Raw genomic sequence first — 18,757 nt, forward strand, 5'->3', positions numbered from 1 at the left:
GACCTGCGTTTGGTGATGATGCCTCGCTGAACATGGTTCATGCACTCTAGAAAAAGCCGTGCCTTTGTAAGATAGGCAACAGCTCATGATGGTTGTTAATCGAATAGTCAGGATTTGCCGCCCGCAAGCGCGAGTCCGAAACAAAACCTCCGGTGATCGATATGCTTATGAGTGCGAGATTGCGTGCGATGTCCATTTCGATCGGCATATCGCCGATGATAAACGTCGACGCCGGGTCGAGGCTGTACTTCTGCATGTAGAGGCGAAGCCGCTCTCCTTTGCTCATCGATTTGTATTGAGTGGCGCGGCTTTCAAAGGCGAGAGCTTCGTTGATGTAGTCATGGATTCCAAGTCTTCTCAATTGGGACCGAAGGGGGGCAACGATATGGTTGCTCACGATGACGGACAAAGCTGCTTCTCGGTGCGCTAGCTCCAGCACTCTACGCGCGCCCTCGCGCAGATCGGCGCGATCCGCAAGTGGTTCATAGGTGTTGTGAAAGACAGCGCTGCCATCGCGATCCACGGCCGCAACCTCGTCCTGCGACATTCCGAGATTGCGATAAAGAAGAGATAGCGGGAGGTCGCAATGTTCCCGAAACGTCTCCATATTGATCGGCGCGTAACCAAAGCGGTTCAGAATAGCATTAGTCGTTTGAAGCAGTGCGTGCGCATCATCGAGCAACGTTCCATTCCAATCAAAGACGAGAACGGGTTTCATTAATGACCTCAAGCGTGAACTGATTGCATGCGGGGAAGATCAGCCACCAATTCGCGCAGATTCCTGTCCGCCCGCTCCTGTCCCGCCCGAGTTGGCATCTCGAATGTAAAGGGTGACAGATCGAAGCTCTCCGGTCTCAGGGGCAGCAACGATTCTAGCAGTGGGAAGGGCAGATACGTTATCGAGGCTGCGTTGATGGATGTCGCGATGTTGCTTTCGATGAGTCTCAAAACGTGGGGTTCCATCTTGTGAAAGCGAAGGCTTTGCGTTCGCTGCTCGGACGGCAGTCGTTTCCAAATCTGCCAGAATGCGAGCTCATCGAGTGTGTTGATACCCATGCCGTAGTAGTTCGGAGCCACTATAGGCGGCGAACCGATCGCCCAATGCACGGCTTTGGCTCCGGCGGTAAGGAGCATGCTCGTGACAGCTCGACTGGTATCGCCGCGAATGAGTGCTTCGTCGACAATTACTACGCTGGTTTTAGTCAGGTCAGTTTCCAGTACTCGGTACTTTTGAGAAATGCGGGACTTTCGCTCGTCGGTCGTGCCGATGAGCGTTCGCTGAAGAAACGTCGTGGCGACCACTTCACGACGCTCGGCGAGCAGCCCGTATTCCGCGAGAGATGCGTACAGGCCATCGGCGAACGGACCACCTGTACGCGGCTTGGAGGAAACGAGTGTGCAGGTAGGATCTGCTTCAGCTTGCAGTCGCTGCGCAACAATCCCACCCAAGGCAGCACCGATATTGTACCGGGTTTCGAAATGTGAATGGCCTTCGACCGACGTATTCGGACTTCCTAAATAGAGAGCTTCGTACGCGCAGAGCCTGGCTTTATGTCGCCCGTTGTGCACGGCACGACTAACGCTGCCCCCCGTCGTTCCGTCCACATACGTTATGTGGCCCGGCGAGATCTGCCGCGTCTTACCCTCGAGAGCGGCAAAGGCACAATTTTCAGAGGCGAAGAGCAAGAACCCGTCATCTGTTTGCATGGTCTCCAACGGTCGCAAGCCGCTTCGATTGCGGTAAGCAATGAGATTTCCGTCTCCGTCCAGGAAAAGCGCGCTAATAGCGCCGTCAATACGATCGTCAATCTCTCGAAAAACGGTTTCGTAATTGGCCGCTAGACCGTGGCGCCAGTAGTGTCGTTCACAACAGCGTTCAATACACTTGAGCAAGAGCTCAGCATCTGTGTTGACGGTTGATCGTTGCTCCTGGGCAAGAAAGGCTCCCCTGAGTTCACGAGCATTGACCAAGGCCTCATCCAGAGAAATGGCCAGATGGCGGCTGGTGCCTGCATTGTTATGAATTGACTGAAGGTCGACGCCATCACTGAGTTCGCGGCATCGGCTACGGACTTGAGCGATTGCAACATGAGGCCGAAAACGCCGATCTTGTTCGTTGGGATCAATGCGCACTGAAGCGCTCGATGACTGAAACGCTCTCCCATATCGAATACCTTGTTTGTGCATGAAAGCCGCAACGCCGACCGCCGCCTGGCCACGAAGCGCAAGTTTCGGGATCATGTGCTCGAGTCGATCATAAACATCCGCCTGCGAATTGCTTGAAGGACAAAAAAACGCAGCAGCAACGCCGGACATGCCTTTACCCCTCTTGTCGAAGAACCGATGTCCCGGCTCGCATCATTGGCGAATGCACCACGGCGTGACGACGTGGCTCTGCTCTCTTTAAGCAAGCGCCGTACCACTCCTCAGACGAGCTGGCTCGCGCTGATGCAACAACGAAGGTCGAGATACGCAAACAGTTTGGCGACCCGCGATGAGCTCCGTGTCCGAATCCCGACATTCTGTCTAAGGTGCGACGAGCTCGTCCGAAAAGTGTCAGGCGCCGACCGTTGGTCTGAGACTCTCACGCTCGCGCGTGGGTACGAGGCAGTGTCCTCACATTAGCGAGCATGACCAATGCGAGTCGCGCCAAGCCGGCCGCGGGGCTTTGCTGGCATCCAGCAGAAGGAAGTATTGCCCGGATGAACTACCAACAATAGTGATTGATCAAGAGATGGTTTCTTGGCAATGAACGGTGGGTAACTGCTGCGGATCACGCGCTGATCGCAAGGCAGATGGGAGGAGGTCGGCAATTAAGATCAACCACAATCGACTATCGTCAACGGGCTAGTCGAGGCGGCAAGGCGGGTCGCAGAACGATCACATGGAGGTTGTGGCGTGTTGAGGCTGAACGCTGCCATGCGCTCGTTGATGAAGACAGGAGCTTCGGCAAGTTGGCAGATGGCACGACTCGTGGCGCGCTCACCAGCCCGCATTGCATGGTGGCGTCCTGCCGAGCGACATCGGGGTCCAAAAGTCGATCTGTTTGTTCCCAGCATTATCGCCGTGCCAATACTACTGAAGGTCGGCTGCGGTTGGCTCTGGTCCGCGTCTTGTGCGTGTTCGGCTTCAATTCCGGAGTAGTCGCAACCACGTGTTGTGCATATTGAGAAAGGGCTTGGTGGTTTCGGTGAACTCTCGGCGGTTGGGAAGAGCTTGTTCAACCCGAAGAGCGATATCTCCGAAACAGATCAAGGAACGTCCGGTCACGCGGCTGGGATCACTTCACAAGCGCGACAACTTTGCAGGAGAGCGCCTATGCCGTCGCGCCCGATGTCCTTCCTTTCTAGATCCCGAAAAGCCGGCCACGACTTAGCCACGGTAGCTGTGATTGGGCGCCGGTTCATTGATCTGGCAACCGACGAAATCGTCGTCGAGCCGTCCTCATCAGTGTGCGAAGGAGCGATGGCTGCGGTCAACGCCGAAGCGAACCGCTATGTCGATCTCATTGGGCTTACGCCCCTTCGCAGGGCCGTCGCCGAAAAGCTCTCGGTCGAAACGCGCGTTGGTTGGAGTGCGGAAGAGATCGTAATCACTACGGGCGCGCAGCAAGCGCTGCTCTATGCGGCCGTGACTGTCCTAGCGCCGGGCGACGAGGTTATCATTATTCGCCCCTGGCGGCCGATATTGCTGTCCCAGGTCGTTCTCGCTGGTGCAGCACCAGTGTTCGTTGATGCTCGCTGCCCGAGATATATTCCCGATATCAGTGCAATCCGAGTTGCTGTCACACCGCAGACGAAAGCTATAATAATCAATTCGCCAAATAACCCGACCGGCGCAGTCTACAATCGAACGATACTACAAGATATCGGCGAACTCGCTATCGAACGCCAGATATGGATCATTTCCGATGAGTGCTACTCGGGACTGGTATTCACTGGTTTTCGTCACCACGAGTCGATCGTCATGGCGCACCCCCGGGTACGTTCGCGGACGATCATAGTCAAGTCGTTTTCAAGGGAGTTGATGATAACCGGCTGGCGCTTGGGCTATTTCGCCGCGCCCGCGCAGCTCGTTTCCGCGGTAAGAAAGCTTCAGAGCCATGCAATCGCAACTCCGAATGTAATCGCGCAGCAGGCGATCCTGCACCACCTTCAAGCCAGCGATGGCAGCTTTGAGGAGCAGATCTATCAGCGTCTTGTCGACGCTCGCAACATAGGTCTTCACATCCTTTCTGATCTACGCGATGTAACTCCATCCCGCGCCGATGGTTCGTTCTGTTTTTATCTCAATCTGAGTCGGCTTTTGTCTGCTTTGCGGACTGAAGGCTCAGTGCGATCTGCCGATGACATCGCACGAGTGCTCCTCGAAGAAGCTAATGTAGGATGTGTTCCAGGCGACGCTTTCGGCGACGCGAACGGCCTACGTCTCTCCTTCGGTGCTCCACCGGAGCTATTGGAGATGGGGCTCAAACGCATCGTCGAGGCGCTCAACGGTCTAAGGCGCGGGCAGCCAGGGACCTAACCGCATCAGAAATGAAGGAATTTGAGCTGAGTGTCCGTCGTTCACCTCATCCATTGCCGCTAAGCGGCGGATAGGGCTTTCGATATCTTGTTAACGGCGAGATTGCTCTATTTCAAAATTAAGCCCTAGCGATGCCGCCACTTCTGGCGATCAATCTCCTGATCTGGTCCGTGATAAGGGCATCGCTGTGAGTCTCACTCAAGAGTCGAGCTCAAAACGTCTAACGTGGGCCAGTCATAAACTGCAAAATCGAACTCGATCCGAACCATAAGAGTCCTTACTAGCGGCGGCGGCTTGTTCCAACGGGGAGCGCAGAGGAAGCTCTGGTGCGGCATAAGCCACGCTCGTTCAACATGGATGGCAATGTAGGGTTAAGCGGTCCTCTGGTTTGCTGCGGCCACAGACAGGTGCAGCAGGACAATCGGCGACGACAGGATCTTCGAGTGCGGACGGCAAGTGAGCTTGTTCGCTTACGATCCGTACATGGTCGGTCGCTGGCGGGGGTTAATCGTGAATCAGGTCTGCCGTCAATTTGAACTGTCACTGCCAGCGCGGCCCAGACGTGCTTTCGTTCATCGGCAGGAGGGATGCTGACCAAGGGACGTTGTCGGTCACCGAGGCGCCGCGTTCGTTCTCGATCCGATCGATGGTACTACCGAAGCACCGAAGCGCGCGAACCCGCCACCTCAACACCATCGCCGAGCGCGCTATGCGAACTTCATTCGTATCAGGTGTCATCCTCTGAGGTCGGGGATCCAGGATGCCCACTCGCACCCTGCTAAGCTCATAGGCCGTTGGTCCTGCGACTGCTGCACCCGAAAAGCAGCCGTACTCTTTTCGGACTCGGATATGCGTCAAGCCATTCCGAACACATCCGCTTACTACAGCGCGTGGATTGTGCTGATCCCGGCCAAAACAGTTGGCGTTTCCCTTGGCAAGCGAGGCCACGTGCGTATTGCGTTGCACTGTCAGATTGCGGCCATGCCGCAACTCTAAGTGATCACGTTGGTGTACTCGTGCCGCCTTACAAAAACTAATCGCTCGCGCCAACTGCGACACAAGTCAAATCCTGGCGGCTGGATGAGGGCGACGCTCAGGGAGGCTGCATTCGTCGCCGGAGCCGCTCTACCGAGTATTACTCAAATTGCGTTGTGCGCCCTCTAGAACAGGCTATTATAGCGCGACAATCTGGTTGGGAAGCACTGTCACTGATTGTCGCGCCGCACGGTTATCGAGCTTTGGTCCACAGTATGCCGTCGCCCCATACGTGCTCGACGCGTCCCCACTCGCAGGCTGCTGCGACATGCGGGAAGAACCCACGTCCATGGTGGTTTGCACTCGTATTGCAAAGCAGCGGAATGCCTGTGAGCTTTTCGTATTCGACGAGAAGCTCGGCGACTTTGTGCTGAGAGGTCCTGCAAATCGTCTGCAATCGCGCCGATCCATCGAGATGTACAACAGCGGGGATTTTGTCCCGCCATTCTGGTCGTGTCTGGTGATCGAAAAGCATGTAAGGGTCCGGTGTTCCGGGACTAAATATATCCGGCGCACGATCCTCTAGGCATATCGGAGCCACTGGCCGGAAGTGTTCGCGAAGTTTGATGTCGTTGAGATAATCCTTCATTCGCGGCGAGGTCGCGGGGGCGAGAATGCTTCTGCTACCCAACGCCCGAGGCCCAAGCTCGGCGCGGCCGGTAAGAAAAATCACGGGCTTGTTGCCGGCAAGAATGGTCGCAAGTTCATGCAGACTACACGGCGCGGCCTTCCATTCGGGGGGTACATCTCGACGTTGCAAGGCTGGACCACTATATACCGACCATTCCAACGGCGAGAAGCCTTTTTCCACCACCATTGCGCAGCAAGCGGCACCGATTGCCGAGCCACTGTCATTCGGAAACGGGGGCACCCAGACGGCATCGAACAGGCCTGTCGCACGTAGTGCGCTGTTCCATTTGATATTGAGACCGCAGCCACCTGCTACGCACAGATTGCGCGCCCCAAGATATGAATGCCGCTGCAAAGCAAGCGCCATTTTGCGGACGAGGAGACGCTCGAGGAAGCAATGAAACGATGCCAGCACATCTTCGGGGGCCCTGGCCTTTAGGTGGCGCGCGCTGGCGTCGAAGAAGTCATGCACAGCCGCAAGCGCGGACTCCATGCTCTCAATGTCTGTACGGAAACTGGCAAGTTTCGTGTCGGCCGCAAAGCGCTCCTGGTAGAGTTCCTCAAAGACCGTGACAATGTTTTCAATGACAGACCCGAGCGCGATATACGCCATCAGCTTGCCGGCTACACCCAGGTTAAGCTTGCCGGCACCGCCCGGGTCCACCTTGCCGGGGCCACCCAGGTCCCAGTTAGCGCGGTTCGCCTGCTTATACGGTCCAAAATGAAGTCCCGCGGCGGCATAGACATGCCCAATCACCGGGAACAGGCATTCGATGAACTGAGCGCCTCGATGTTCTACGTGATAAAGACGTGGAAAGGTGCCGCCGTCCCACACGAGGCAGAAGGCGGGCTGTCCAGCTTTGGCAAAGGGGCTGGTGCAGTATGCGGAGGCTACATGGCCTGTGACGTGCGGATAGCTTCTATAAGGGAAATCGCTGCCATCGAGCCTAAGACCAGAGCCATCGCACGAGGTGAGAAGGCCGTCGGCATGGCGTTCAACATAGGGCGCCCCTTTGAGAGTGATCGGTGTCGTCCCGCTGAGAACCTGGAACTGCGACTCCGCCACCCCCGCCCAGCCATCGATGACGAACTGATCAACTTCTTGCGGATCCAGACCGTGTTCGGTCAAAGCGACGACGATTGCATCGAGGTTGTCGATTGTTTGATACCGCGGATTGTTGCTCCGTTTCTCCTGCTCGATACAAAAGATAAGCCGTCCGTCCTCAACAAGAGCAATCCCGCCGTCATGTGTCAGCTTGATACCGCAGATGCGCATAGTGCCTCCTTGTCTGATGCCGGCAATTCGATTGACAAAGACCGAATCGAACTTAGAAAGATGCGAATAGGAAATCGTCGTGGATCGATTCTGGCACCGCTCGCGCTCGACGTCGGTCTAAGGTTGCATTCCACATACCCACGACCGTCTCGGCACTAGCAGCGTGACCCCAGCGCGGCGATCCGATTACTAGATGCCGCACGTAGCGCAGTGCACGATCTAGACCAATGCAAATCGCAGGAATCCCTCGCGGTTTCTCGGCCGACTCTCGCGTTCGCAAACTGCTTGGCGGGTTCCTGACATCAGACGAGTGTGTTTTCGGACAGAAGCATGCGCTACGCCAATTGGGAGGTGCTATCCGACCTACCGCCGCGAACTGGACTCGGCGGTCGGTTTGGCTTCTCCGGTCAACAGCGGAAGTACCGCAACACGCAGATCATTGATGCATCGATCATCGAGAGCTACCGCGTGCAGGCCAAGCGGACGAAGGAATTTGGCCGACTCGGCGCGATGTTGACGTCGACGGGCGGCTCGAGGTGCGCAGCCTCTCCAAATTTATTGTCGTCGTCGGCGCACCTGTCGAGGCCTTGCGTGACGTGTCGCTCATGGCCAGCGAATTCGTTGTACAGCCTGGCCTTGAAGTCCGTAAAGAGCCAGGGCCTCAATCTAACGTTGTTGTCGAGAAAGCTTGGCGATCGTCGATCAAGTAGCTAGACGGCCCGCAGCTTGTAACTCCAACACAAAGACTTCGAGCCGCCGTATCGCGCGGCAGCGAGGCACGGGAATTGCCAAGCCGCTCCAGCCAGCAAATCACCTCTATCGCCATTTTTCCACCATTGTGAACCCATTCATATTTCTGAGATCAACATTTTAGTGGTCTCACGTGCGCGAGCGAAGACCGCCGACTAGATAGGCATGTTGGTCGCGGGAAAGTTCGGTTGACTCTTTAGTACTTTTCAAATCCCACCATTTTCATGGTCCAGCGGCTGACACCCCCCTTGTCGTCGCGATGAATGAACATCTTCCTGATTGTAGTCTCGAGGTTTCTACGCTCGATCGCGGGCAGGAACGGAATGTCGAGCCGACGTGTCTGAGCGAATTTCTCAACTACGGTCTCAGTTGAATTGCAGGAAGGCAATCGTGCGGCAATCCCGTGCGTGGTATGTAGATCCTCGATAAAGTAGAAACCGCCAGGCTCGACGATGGGAAACAGCTTCGCTAGAGCAAGCTGCTGGTGATAAGCTGCGTGCGAAGCGTCATCAATGATGATCCTTACGGGCGGGAGCGAGTTCGCTAGGCGTTCCAGGGCTACCGTATCGCCCATGTCAAGGCGCTCGAAACGGAACCGGTCCATCTTAAAGGCGCTGAAATCGGCAACGTCGCATCCGATGATCTCGGCTTTGGGAAAGAACTCCAGCCACATCTTAATAGACGGAATGTCGTCAACCTTGCGACCGACCACTACATCGGGATCGAGAGAGCCGTTTCCGTGTTGTAATCCAATCTCGACCATCGTGAAAGGTTGCTGGCGGAATTCTTCGAACAGAAAAGAGTAGAAGCTGGTGTAGCCGTGGGCGTCGCCTACCTCATTCCCCTTGTCGGTTCCGAGGGCATTAGCTCGCTTGGTCAAATTCGGTGCGCTCATTGCAGCATTTCCTATTCTCGGATGGAGCATTACACGGCGGGTCAGCTTCTGAGTTCAAGAAGCATACCAAAACCGTCAGTCTGAGTTTCCTTCTTATTCTCATCTGGCACGTGTCTCAGGTAGAACGGGTGTGTCGTGACTCCGACAGTGCGCCGCATGCTCCTTCTCGGTTCTTTAACGCGTCCCCCACGTGCAAATGCGGCGGCTGATGGTGACTCCGCCCACCGCCCCGACAGCGGCAGTGTGGTAGCCTCTCCCGGCATCTGCACCCCTCGCTACGGCTCCAACAGCGCGATGGGATCTCGGGGGATCACGAGTCACGTACTGGCGTTTGCGCTGAGTGACCGACGGGCGCTGGAAGGTCACAAGTTATTCCAAGAAACCGGTAGCCGCTTTGAGATGTATTACTGCAACCGCACAGATCCGCGCGAACGAGTAAGGTCGACGGTCGCAAATGCCGCATCGTCTTAGTCGCCTTACGACTGAGCTTCGACTGGCTCGCCTCAATCGACTAGATCCAACTGGGCACCCTCTTGTCTGAAGCATATACGGCGCGGCGGTCTGTATTTCTCCTTCCTAGCAGTCCCGATATTCTCAGCCGGGACAATCGTACCCAGAATATCTAAGTACCGATGCAATTCGACCATTGCGACCAGAAGCAAACCGGCGGCCAGCTTTAGCTCAGAGCGACGCGGTTGCGCCGCCGATTGAACTCGTGGCTCTCGCCGGGAGCGAAGATGACAGGGTGATCGAGACGATCAACGATGATCCGGCTAGGCCATCGTAGCTTCCAATGCCTCAGCACCACAAGCAGCCCGACGGCTCTCGTGCGGCGCTCGCAAATCTGCTCGCTTTGTATTGTGTTCCTAAGAGCAGAATTCTGCAAAGGGGTTCTATTTCCCCTGGTAATTTGGGGGCCGCTTCTCGAAGAAAGCGTCCATCCCTTCCTGCTGATCAGAAGTGGTGAAAGCAACCCGGATCGCTTGCCGTTCAAATTCCACACCGGCATCGAGGTTCGTTTGATAGGCGGCCAGAACGGCAGCCTTCGCAAGCTCCGTCGATCGAGGCGGCTTCTGTGCGATTATTTCCGCAATCTCGAGCGCGCGTGCCCGCGCCTGGCCCGTTTCTGTAACCTCGGAGACCATTCCTGCCTGCATTGCGGCACGGGCCGAAATTGATTGGCCAGTGAGGATCATCAGCATGGCAAGCGATTTGCCCGCCACGCGTGTCAACCGCTGGGTTCCGCCGTCACCCGGCAAAACGCCGATGTTGATTTCAGGTTGACCGAAGAGCGCGCCTTCGCCTGCGATAATGATATCGGCCAGCATTGCAAGTTCGTGACCGCCCCCAAGACAAACGCCCTCTACGGCAGCTATGATCGGCTTGAGACAGTTGGTGAGGTCGCGCCAATCATTGCGTCGGGCGAGATTGTTAATGGCCTCGAAGCCGCGTTGTTGCATCTCCTTGATATCCGCGCCCGCGCAAAAGAACGTGTCGGTGCCGCAAAGCACGATGCAGCGGACGTCCTCATCCAAAATTGCGTCTCGGCAGGCCGATGCAAGTGCCGCGATAAGCTCATTGCTCAGGGCATTTCGCTTCGCCGGCCTGTTCATGCTCAGCAGGCGGACGTGCGGGAGAGGGGAAGTGGATAGCACGAGTTCGGATTTTTGGATCACGAGAGAATTCTTCCTGGAGAATGGGAGAAGAACCAGAACTTCTTCTCGACTTGGATCGGGATGCACCTTGCGTAAGCTGGCTTGCAGCGAGCTTCGGAGAGATCATTGCGTTGCACACAATTCGCTGCCATTCATCCGGGCAAGCTGCCGAGGACCCGAGGTTGATATGGTTGCTATCGTGCGAGCAAGGCCAGGAAAAACAGACACCACATTGTGGTTTGGGCGGGCTATCCGAAAGCCTTTCTGCTTCGAGCCTCCTGAATCGCCTGCTCCGAGAAGCCAAAGGAAGTCAGGACCTCCTCGGTAGCGGCACCGATCGGCGCGGGGTGAATCCGGACGGCTGGAGGTGTGCGTGAGAGCCGGACTGGCAGTCCGGCGAGCGAAACGACTCCTCGCCCGGGTACCTCAACCTGCCACATGATGCCGTTTTGGCTTGCCTGAGGGTGGCTGATCGCTTCTGGAATTTCATTCACAGGTGAGCAGAGCAGATCCACGGAAGCCAGACGATCGAGTACCTCCGAAGTGTTCAAGGTCATCAAAGCCGGCGCACAATATTCCTGAATGGCGGTCAGATTTTCGATCTGCTTTTCGCGTGTAGCGAGTTCAGGCCGCGTGCTTATGTCCGGTAGATCGAGCGCCTGGCAAAGCAGGCCAAGCGGGTTGTCGCGAAAGAGCATTACAACGGCTACCCAACCGTCCGCGGTCCTGACGAGCATCGCCTGACGCGTCCAGTCGGTTTTCACACCATAGATGCTCTCGCTGGCGATTTCGCACAGCTGCATAGCGAGCGAAACATCGAACAGCGACGTCGACACCAGTTGTCCCCGGCCCGAGGTCTGGCGTTCGATGACGGCGGCAAGAATGCCCTGGACGAGCGACATCGCCGCGCCATAGTCGACAATAGGAGAGTTCGTCAGCTGCGGAGGCTGGTGCTCCTGCAGTCCTCCCCGTGCCAACCCGCTAAATGCCTGCGCCAGCATGTCCTGGCCCGGACGATCTGCAAGCGGACCTGTTTCCCCGAAACCAAACCCCGCAGCATAGATGAGACGGGGATTGCGTGTGCTAAGATCCTTATAGCCGAGGCCCAGCCGCTCCATCACGCCGGGGCGGAAGTTGTGCATCAACACGTCAGCGCGGTCGACCAGGGTCAGCAAGATCTCAAAGGCGGCCGGGTTCTTCAAATCCAAGGCGAGTGTCCGCTTGTTTCTGCCCATCGCAGCGTAATACGCGCTCATCCCGCCGACGCGGGTGGCCTCAAAATCAAGCCCGCGCGTGATGTCACCTTGGGGACGTTCGATCTTGATGACGTCCGCGCCAAAATCCCCCAACACCTGTCCTGCAAGCGGCACCTGCATCACCATGCCGACTTCCAGAACGATCAAGCCGTCAAGGGCGCCACGCGCTACGGAGGCAGTTGCTTTATCGCTCACGACAGGCCTTTCCCTCAGATTGGAACGCTCGATACTATGCCGCGCGATCGTCGCCGTCAAGATTACTATATCCCATTATAAAATTGATATATTGCAATGCGCTGCGAAACCGGCTTTGAATGCGATTGCCGAATCGAGGCGCCGAACAGGCGTTTGGGCCAGCACCTGCCGGAAAGGGGATCACTCCCTGCCGCCGAAAAGCAGGTGCCGACGCAGTTGGACGTCCTGAGACGTTCTGCAAGGCTTGGTGACGGGGGGCCTGATGACGAAGAACTACATCGCCGGTGAATGGATTGCGGCAGCCAAGGCAGTCGCGAACATCAACCCGTCTGATACTCGCGACATCGTAGGCGAGTACGCCCAAGCCTCTGTAGAAGAGGCGAAGCGTGCGATCGATGCGGCCCATGGCGCCTTTCCGGCTTGGGCGCGTTCGACGATCCAGAGCCGCCACGACGTTCTGAAAGCCGTGGGTGACGAGATATTGGCCCGCAAGGACGAACTCGGACGCCTGCTCTCACGTGAGGAAGGAAAGACCTTGCCGGAGGGGATCGGCGAGGTCGCTCGCGCCGGCCAGATCTTCCATTTCTTCGCGGGTGAGTGCCTGAGGCTGAGCGGCGAGAAGCTGCTCTCCGTGCGAGCCGGCATAGACGTTGAGATGTCCCGCGAGCCGCTCGGCGATCACGCCATGGAATTTTCCTATGGCCATTCCGGCCTGGAAGATCGCCCCGGCACTGGCCTATGGCAACTCCGTCGTGTTCAAGCCTGCAGAACTGGTCCCCGCCTCGGCAAACGCCCTTTGCGACATCATTGCGCGCGCCGGCGTTCCCCCCGGCGTCTTCAACCTCGTCATGGGGAGCGGCTCGGTCGTGGGCGAAACAATGCTCGCCAGTACGAAGGTGGCCGCGATCTCCTTCACCGGCTCGTTGTCGACCGGCCGGCGCATTGCCCAAACCTGCATTTCTGCCGATCCCATGAAGAAGATGCAGTTGGAGATGGGGGGCAAGAATCCAATGGTGGTGCTCGACGACGCCGACCTAAAGGTGGCCGTCGAATGCGCGATCAACAGCGCCTTCTTTTCGACCGGCCAGCGCTGCACGGCCTCATCTCGCCTCATCGTGACAGATGGCATTTACGACGCCTTCCTGGCAGCTATCACGGAAAGGATGGATGCGCTGGTCGTGGATGACGCCTGCAAGCCAGGAACGCAGATTGGGCCGGTGGTTGATCAGAAGCAGCTGGAGCAAGACTTGATGTACATCCGCCTCGGCCAGGACGAGGGGGCCAAGCTCGTCGCTGGGGGCGAGCTATTGAAACGCGATGCGCCCGGTTTCTACTTGTCGCCCGCGCTGTTTGCAGAAGTCGACAATCGGATGCGGGTCGCGCGCGAAGAAATTTTCGGCCCGTGGCAGCACTGATCCGGGCGCGAAATTATGACGAGGCCCTTGAGATCGCCAACGACACCCCATTCGGACTATCTTCCGGAATCTGCACCACAAGTCTGAACTATGCCAGCCATTTCAAGCGCAACGCGGAGGCTGGCATGGTGATGGTCAACCTGCCGACGGCGGGCGTCGACTATCACGTGCCCTTCGGCGGCCGCAAAGGTTCGTCCTATGGATCACGTGAGCAAGGGCGCTACGCTGCAGAGTTCTATGCGACTGTGAAGACAGCCTATGCGTTTGATGGAGGTCCACCATGAGCGTGATGGCGGCCGCCTGAAAGCGCCCGAGTTGAACAGTTCTGCACGTTCAGATGATTGACATGCTGGCTTCGTTGCCGACTTCGAGCGAAGCTGCGACCTGGCGGAGCGCCCATTCGAGATCTTCGATGTTTTCGGGAACGCCGATCGATATCCTCAGCCCCGAGATCAAGGAGGGATCAACCACGAGCGCCGAGGGCGGCGTTGTGATGACGCCCCGTTGCAATGAACGGGCTGCCACCTGTTGAGCAATGTCGCTTGGCAGGTCCATCCAGATGTGAAAGCTGGCCGGATGATCTGCACGTATATGCGGCCGGAGGATTTGGGAGGCAAGCTTCACGCGCTTCTTCGCCTCCTGGACCAGAGACTGCTTCACGCGCGCGGCTGTTCCCGTGCGGATCCATTCGGATACGATGAAGGTTGAAATCGGCGAGGCCATCCAGCAGGTCGCGCGCATAGATTGATGAATCTGCGAAAGATAAGGCTCGGGCGCGACGAGCATTCCGATGCGCAGACCCGGCGCCAGGCACTTCGACAGCGTATTGACATAGAAGGTCCGCTCCGGCGCCAATGAGGCGAGCGGCTCGCTGGTCTCGTCCAGGAAGCCGTATGCGTCATCTTCGATGATCAGGATGTCCCGCTTACGCGCGATCCGCACGATCTCTCGCCGGCGTGCCGCGCTCATGATTCTCGCGGTTGGGCTCTGGATGGTGGGAATAGCAAAAAGCACCCGCGCTGCCCCGCTTGCCGCCGCTTTGTCGAAAGCGCCCGGCAGCAATCCTTCGCCATCCATCGGCAGCCCGATAAGGTCGAGCTTTGCGAAATGAGCATAGGACTTCATGCCGTGATAAGTGCCGGCCTCGACGAAGACTTTGTCACCAGGCTGGCAGATCGAGCTGAAGGTCAGCGCTATCCCGTGCTGTGCTCCATTCGTAATAACGAGGTTGTCCGGATTGGCTTCGAAGCCCGATTGACGAAATAGGCCGGCGAGCTGGGCCCGGTGTTCGGCAACACCAGAGTGGGAGAGGTATCCCACGTAGTCGGAGATGTCAGCCGTTGGAAACGTAGATGGGCTCTCAGCTAGCACCTTGGGCAGTAACGCCGGCCCTGGGATGTTGAGGCTGAGATCGACAACCTTGCCACCGGACGCAGGGGTCGGCCTCTGTGACGCGACAAACGTCCCGCGGCCGACGTGCCCCAGAAGCAGGCCGCGCCGTTGACCTTCTGCATAGGCCTTGATGACCGTTCCGACGCTGAGGCCGATCTCCTCTGCCAAATCACGCTGGGTAGGCAGCCTTGTTCCTGCCGCAAGAGTTCCTGCCGCGATGTCGTGTTCGATGGCCTCGACGAGCCGGACGAACAGGGGAGCGGTGCCAGCCCGCAGGTGAGGGTGCCATTTCTGCATTTTGATTGCTTATCTCAGAATACCGCGCTTTCGCTATCCCAATTTTTGGTCCACCAGATCAAGCTCATAGCGGCCGCACCCTCACGATCTCTGTTTGCTTTTCCTCGATGAGCGAGTTGCGCAATGGCCGCCCGAAAGCCGGAGATTCGATCTCGAAAGCGTCACCGCCGCGCAGCTTGACGCCGGCCGAAAAGCTTAAGGCGCTCGCGCCGAAGAAATAGACGTGGACGTCGCCGGGCCGACGAAACGCGCGGTATTTGAAGTGATGGTGCTCAAGATTCTCAATGGAATGAGACATGTTGTTCTCGCCCGAGATAAAGCTTCCGGACCAGATCGCTTCGCCAGCTCGCAAGACGCGGACCGTTCCGGATACCTCGTCCGGAAGATCGCCCACGAGGAGTTCGGGACCATAGGAGCACTGGCGCAGCTTTGAATGAGCAAGGTAGAGGTAGTTTCGCTGCTCCATCACATGATCGGAGTATTCGTTGCCGAGGCAGAAGCCGACACGCAGTACGTCGCCTCCCTCGCCAATGACGTAAAGCCCTACAATTTCGGCCTCCTCGCCCCCGTCTTCAGCATAGGACGGCAACGTGAGGGGTTGCTCAGGTGCGACTGCCCAGGAGCCATCACCCTTATAGGCCCACTCTGGCTGGACCCCGATGGATCCCGGCGGAGGCTTTCCACCGTCCAGGCCAAGCTTGAACATCCGCATTGAATCGGAAAGTTCGCCTGCGGCCAATTTCGCGTGCATGGCGTCGCGCGACTCGGCGCTACCGAGGTGCGTAAGTCCAGTCACCGCGATCATGCAACGCGAAGGATCAGCGTGGTCGAGAGGCGGCAACAGCCGCTTCTCGCGGATGATCGCATCGTAATCGACCTTCTCTCCGAAGCCGCACCTTTGGACGCATTCGGCAAGCGATAGCCGGGAGCGGGCTGCCTCCAAGGCTAATTCGCGTACACTTGTCCGATTGTTCACGAGCACAGGGACCCCGTCGCCCGCCTGGAGCGCAGCGACATGACGAGAACCGTTCAGAGATACAAATTGGATGAGGCGCACGAGATCCATTCCAGGTGAGAGCCAGCCGCGCTGATTGCGGCAAAGCCAGACTGACATTCAAATTGAGATAGGTCAATGTGCTTGGCTAATCGGGGGTGCCAATATTTCATGAGCGATTTCAGTCGTATAGATGTATCAATCCTTCAGCTAGAATGATGGCTACCAGATTGATATATCCTAATTGTATTTGAGATAGTCTATTGCTTGACATTGGCCCGTCATTGTGATGGTCTCGCTCGATATTGGGCTAGTGCACAGAGATGCCGGCCGTCATGGGAGACGAAGCGGTGGAGGCGATTTACTGGTTTCATGGGAGGAGCGGCTGGGCTGGCGATATTGCAGTCCATGCCAAGCTTCTCGCCAGCCCGCGCCCTTTACAACCATCCCTCTCGCGCTCGCGCGAGCCCCTTTGTCTTTCCGCGCAAGTCCTTGTGATCCAAGCGGCGGCCCCGAGACGATCTCATCATTCACCTTTTCCAGGTCAGTTCGGCTTACGTAAGCAGATACTCGATCAGCTCGCATCGTTTGCGCGGAAAAGTAGGAAACGTTCGCCTCGCCAAGCCGAGCGGACGTCTCAGCGCGGAGGAGTTTGTCCGCCTGCCTTGAATCGAAAAACTTAAGCGTCCCGCAGAAGGGCGCATTGCTACAGGAGGGACCATGGAGTTGGGACATAAGCCCGCCCGCGGGCTGTTACACAGACGATTGGAATGAAGGAAGCCCGATCAGCTGCCTTCGATCGCGCCAGCGTCCATTTACGGGCGTGCCGCCAGAAATCTCAGCGCCTTGAGCAGGCCAACAAGCGACAGGCCGGCGCGCATTCGCGCTTGCCGCGCAAGGCTTAAGCAGTCTTACCCAATGAGCGGAAGCAGACCCATGCAAACAATGGCCCAACCTTCTATCGATTTCATTCAGCCCGAGAAGCAAGTTGCAACGAGATCAATGACTATTGGTCTGGGCGGAGGCGTCGCGCTGGAGTGGTATGACTGGCAAGTCTACGGCTTCATGGCGGCTTTTCTATCTCCCCACTTCTTCCCTTCAAATGACCCGGTCGTTTCGCTGCTGGGAGCATTTGCCGTATTTGGAGCCGGATTCATTGCGCGGCCTCTGGGAGCGGCTTTGCTTGGTCCTATCGCAGATCGCATCAGCCATAAACGCGTCATGATGATCGCTGTTACGGTCATGGCGCTATCTTCGTTCCTGATTGCGATCTTGCCGGCTCATAAGGACATCGGGACCCTTGCCACTGCAGCGCTGGTCATTCTTCGACTGATGCAAGGGCTTGCCACTGGCGCAGAGGCGGGCGTCGCCAATGCAATCGCCATCGAGTTGGCACCACCAGGTGAGGAGGGGCGGTATCTCGGCTTGATCAACGGTACATTCATCATGTTGGGTTCGATCGGAGCAAGCCTCGTCGCTTTTCTGGTGAGCGCGGCCGTCGCCCCCGAGGTCATGCGCGAGTGGGCTTGGCGAGTGCCGTTTGCGGTCGGAGGCCTGCTTGGCGTCCTCATCTTCTTCCTGCGCCAAGCAATCCCGGAAACATTGATCGCCCGCGCTATGCATCATGACGAGATGTCGCGCGTTCAGAAAACCACCGGCGGCGTTTGGAAGGCGCTCTGGAATGTGCGACTGTCGCTTCTGGCCGTGATTTTGGTGATCGGCTCGGTGCAGCTCGCCAACTACACGTACAACGTGGGCCTGCCCAACATCGCCAATGGTGTTTTCAAGGAAAACAGCACGTGGGTGTACGGCATCCTGACCCTCATGGGATTTTGCTGGATGGTCTTTTCACCTGCCATCGGTGCGTTTGCAGACAAGATAAAGCCCTCGCGCGCGTTCATCTTGATGCGCCTTCTGCTCATCCCAGCATTCTTCCTGACGCTGCTCTATTCACACCAAAGCCTTCTGACCTACGCCATGGTGATGCTGGTTGGCGGGGCCATGGTGGGCTGCAATATGGCTCTCTACAACTTCATAGCCACAACCTTGATGCCGCGCACAGTGAGAACGACAGGCGTCGCCCTTGGTTACGCAATCGGTGTGACAATTTTCGGCGGTACCACGCCCTACCTGCTGGTATGGTTGCAACGCGAGGACATGGCATGGATGTTCCCAATCTACGGGTCGCTCGTCGCTTTGCTCAGCGTGGTCGTATATCAGATCGCTAAAAAGCGCGGCTGCATCTATGTAGGCGAGTGATAACAGTCTTGTTAGGGCACTCCAGAGAGGTCCGGCCGATCGGCGGCTCCCCTCTGGAAAGGCAATGGTCTCAGTGGAACAGCGGCTGAACAAGAAACCCTTGATCTCTCCAGCCGTCAAATGCGCCCCTAGGTCCGTTCCAAGCCGCTTTAAGGATTTCGGCCGGGGTAACGCGAGAGTGACA

The 18,757-nt window shown here is 57.3% G+C and carries 10 protein-coding genes and 1 pseudogene; 3 read left to right on the plus strand and 8 right to left on the minus strand.

What is annotated here, in order from left to right; genetic code table 11:
• Window positions 1–46: 46 nt before the first annotated feature.
• The gene (locus XH89_RS40790) at window positions 47–718 is read right to left on the minus strand and encodes an HAD family hydrolase (protein ID WP_128929761.1); all 672 of its coding nucleotides are present in this window, start codon (window positions 716–718) and stop codon (window positions 47–49) included.
• Between the two features lie 8 nt (window positions 719–726).
• Window positions 727–2,316, minus strand: coding sequence for a hypothetical protein (locus XH89_RS40795; RefSeq protein WP_232995602.1), 1,590 nt, complete (start codon window positions 2,314–2,316; stop codon window positions 727–729).
• 1,002 nt (window positions 2,317–3,318) lie between these two features.
• On the opposite strand from XH89_RS40795, the gene XH89_RS40800 reads away from it, so the two are divergent.
• Window positions 3,319–4,524 carry a pyridoxal phosphate-dependent aminotransferase gene (locus XH89_RS40800; protein WP_128929760.1) on the plus strand — a complete coding sequence of 402 codons (1,206 nt, stop codon included), beginning with the start codon at window positions 3,319–3,321 and terminating at the stop codon, window positions 4,522–4,524.
• A 1,228-nt stretch (window positions 4,525–5,752) separates the two neighbouring features.
• Here the strand turns inward: XH89_RS40800 and nodU are convergent.
• The 4 genes from nodU to XH89_RS40820 all read right to left on the minus strand — a co-directional run bounded on the left by nodU (window position 5,753) and on the right by XH89_RS40820 (window position 12,276).
• The gene (gene nodU, locus XH89_RS40805) at window positions 5,753–7,465 is read right to left on the minus strand and encodes a nodulation protein NodU (RefSeq protein ID WP_128955098.1); all 1,713 of its coding nucleotides are present in this window, start codon (window positions 7,463–7,465) and stop codon (window positions 5,753–5,755) included.
• A 946-nt stretch (window positions 7,466–8,411) separates the two neighbouring features.
• The gene (locus XH89_RS40810) at window positions 8,412–9,110 is read right to left on the minus strand and encodes a hypothetical protein (RefSeq protein ID WP_128929758.1); all 699 of its coding nucleotides are present in this window, start codon (window positions 9,108–9,110) and stop codon (window positions 8,412–8,414) included.
• An 893-nt stretch (window positions 9,111–10,003) separates the two neighbouring features.
• Window positions 10,004–10,786, minus strand: a complete 783-nt coding sequence (locus XH89_RS40815) for an enoyl-CoA hydratase-related protein (RefSeq protein ID WP_232995601.1) — start codon at window positions 10,784–10,786, stop codon at window positions 10,004–10,006.
• Between the two features lie 227 nt (window positions 10,787–11,013).
• On the minus strand, window positions 11,014–12,276 hold the full coding sequence (locus XH89_RS40820) for a CaiB/BaiF CoA-transferase family protein (RefSeq protein WP_128929757.1): 1,263 nt from the start codon (window positions 12,274–12,276) through the stop codon (window positions 11,014–11,016).
• A 202-nt stretch (window positions 12,277–12,478) separates the two neighbouring features.
• Here XH89_RS40820 and XH89_RS40825 point away from each other — a divergent pair.
• A pseudogene (locus XH89_RS40825) lies at window positions 12,479–13,915 on the plus strand (aldehyde dehydrogenase family protein).
• A gap of 49 nt (window positions 13,916–13,964) precedes the next feature.
• Here the strand turns inward: XH89_RS40825 and XH89_RS40830 are convergent.
• Entirely contained in the window at window positions 13,965–15,320 is a 1,356-nt protein-coding gene (locus tag XH89_RS40830; RefSeq protein WP_128929756.1) for a PLP-dependent aminotransferase family protein, read from the minus strand.
• Window positions 15,321–15,384: 64 nt separating this feature from the next.
• Window positions 15,385–16,377, minus strand: a complete 993-nt coding sequence (gene araD1 / locus XH89_RS40835; protein WP_128930170.1) for an AraD1 family protein — start codon at window positions 16,375–16,377, stop codon at window positions 15,385–15,387.
• Between the two features lie 873 nt (window positions 16,378–17,250).
• On the opposite strand from araD1, the gene XH89_RS40840 reads away from it, so the two are divergent.
• On the plus strand, window positions 17,251–18,573 hold the full coding sequence (locus XH89_RS40840) for an MFS transporter (protein ID WP_164934143.1): 1,323 nt from the start codon (window positions 17,251–17,253) through the stop codon (window positions 18,571–18,573).
• Window positions 18,574–18,757: the final 184 nt, after the last annotated feature.

The organism is Bradyrhizobium sp. CCBAU 53340 (genome assembly GCF_015291645.1).
In the GTDB taxonomy this organism is placed as follows: domain Bacteria; phylum Pseudomonadota; class Alphaproteobacteria; order Rhizobiales; family Xanthobacteraceae; genus Bradyrhizobium.

What these genes read in the sequence shown, in the direction of transcription:
- XH89_RS40790 (WP_128929761.1), bottom strand. Translation starts at nt 718, where the DNA reads ATGAAACCCGTTCTCGTCTTTGATTGGAATGGAACGTTGCTCGATGAT.
- XH89_RS40795 (WP_232995602.1), bottom strand. Translation starts at nt 2,316, where the DNA reads ATGTCCGGCGTTGCTGCTGCGTTTTTTTGTCCTTCAAGCAATTCGCAG.
- XH89_RS40800 (WP_128929760.1), top strand. Translation starts at nt 3,319, where the DNA reads ATGCCGTCGCGCCCGATGTCCTTCCTTTCTAGATCCCGAAAAGCCGGC.
- nodU (WP_128955098.1), bottom strand. Translation starts at nt 7,465, where the DNA reads ATGCGCATCTGCGGTATCAAGCTGACACATGACGGCGGGATTGCTCTT.
- XH89_RS40810 (WP_128929758.1), bottom strand. Translation starts at nt 9,110, where the DNA reads ATGAGCGCACCGAATTTGACCAAGCGAGCTAATGCCCTCGGAACCGAC.
- XH89_RS40830 (WP_128929756.1), bottom strand. Translation starts at nt 15,320, where the DNA reads ATGCAGAAATGGCACCCTCACCTGCGGGCTGGCACCGCTCCCCTGTTC.
- XH89_RS40840 (WP_164934143.1), top strand. Translation starts at nt 17,251, where the DNA reads ATGCAAACAATGGCCCAACCTTCTATCGATTTCATTCAGCCCGAGAAG.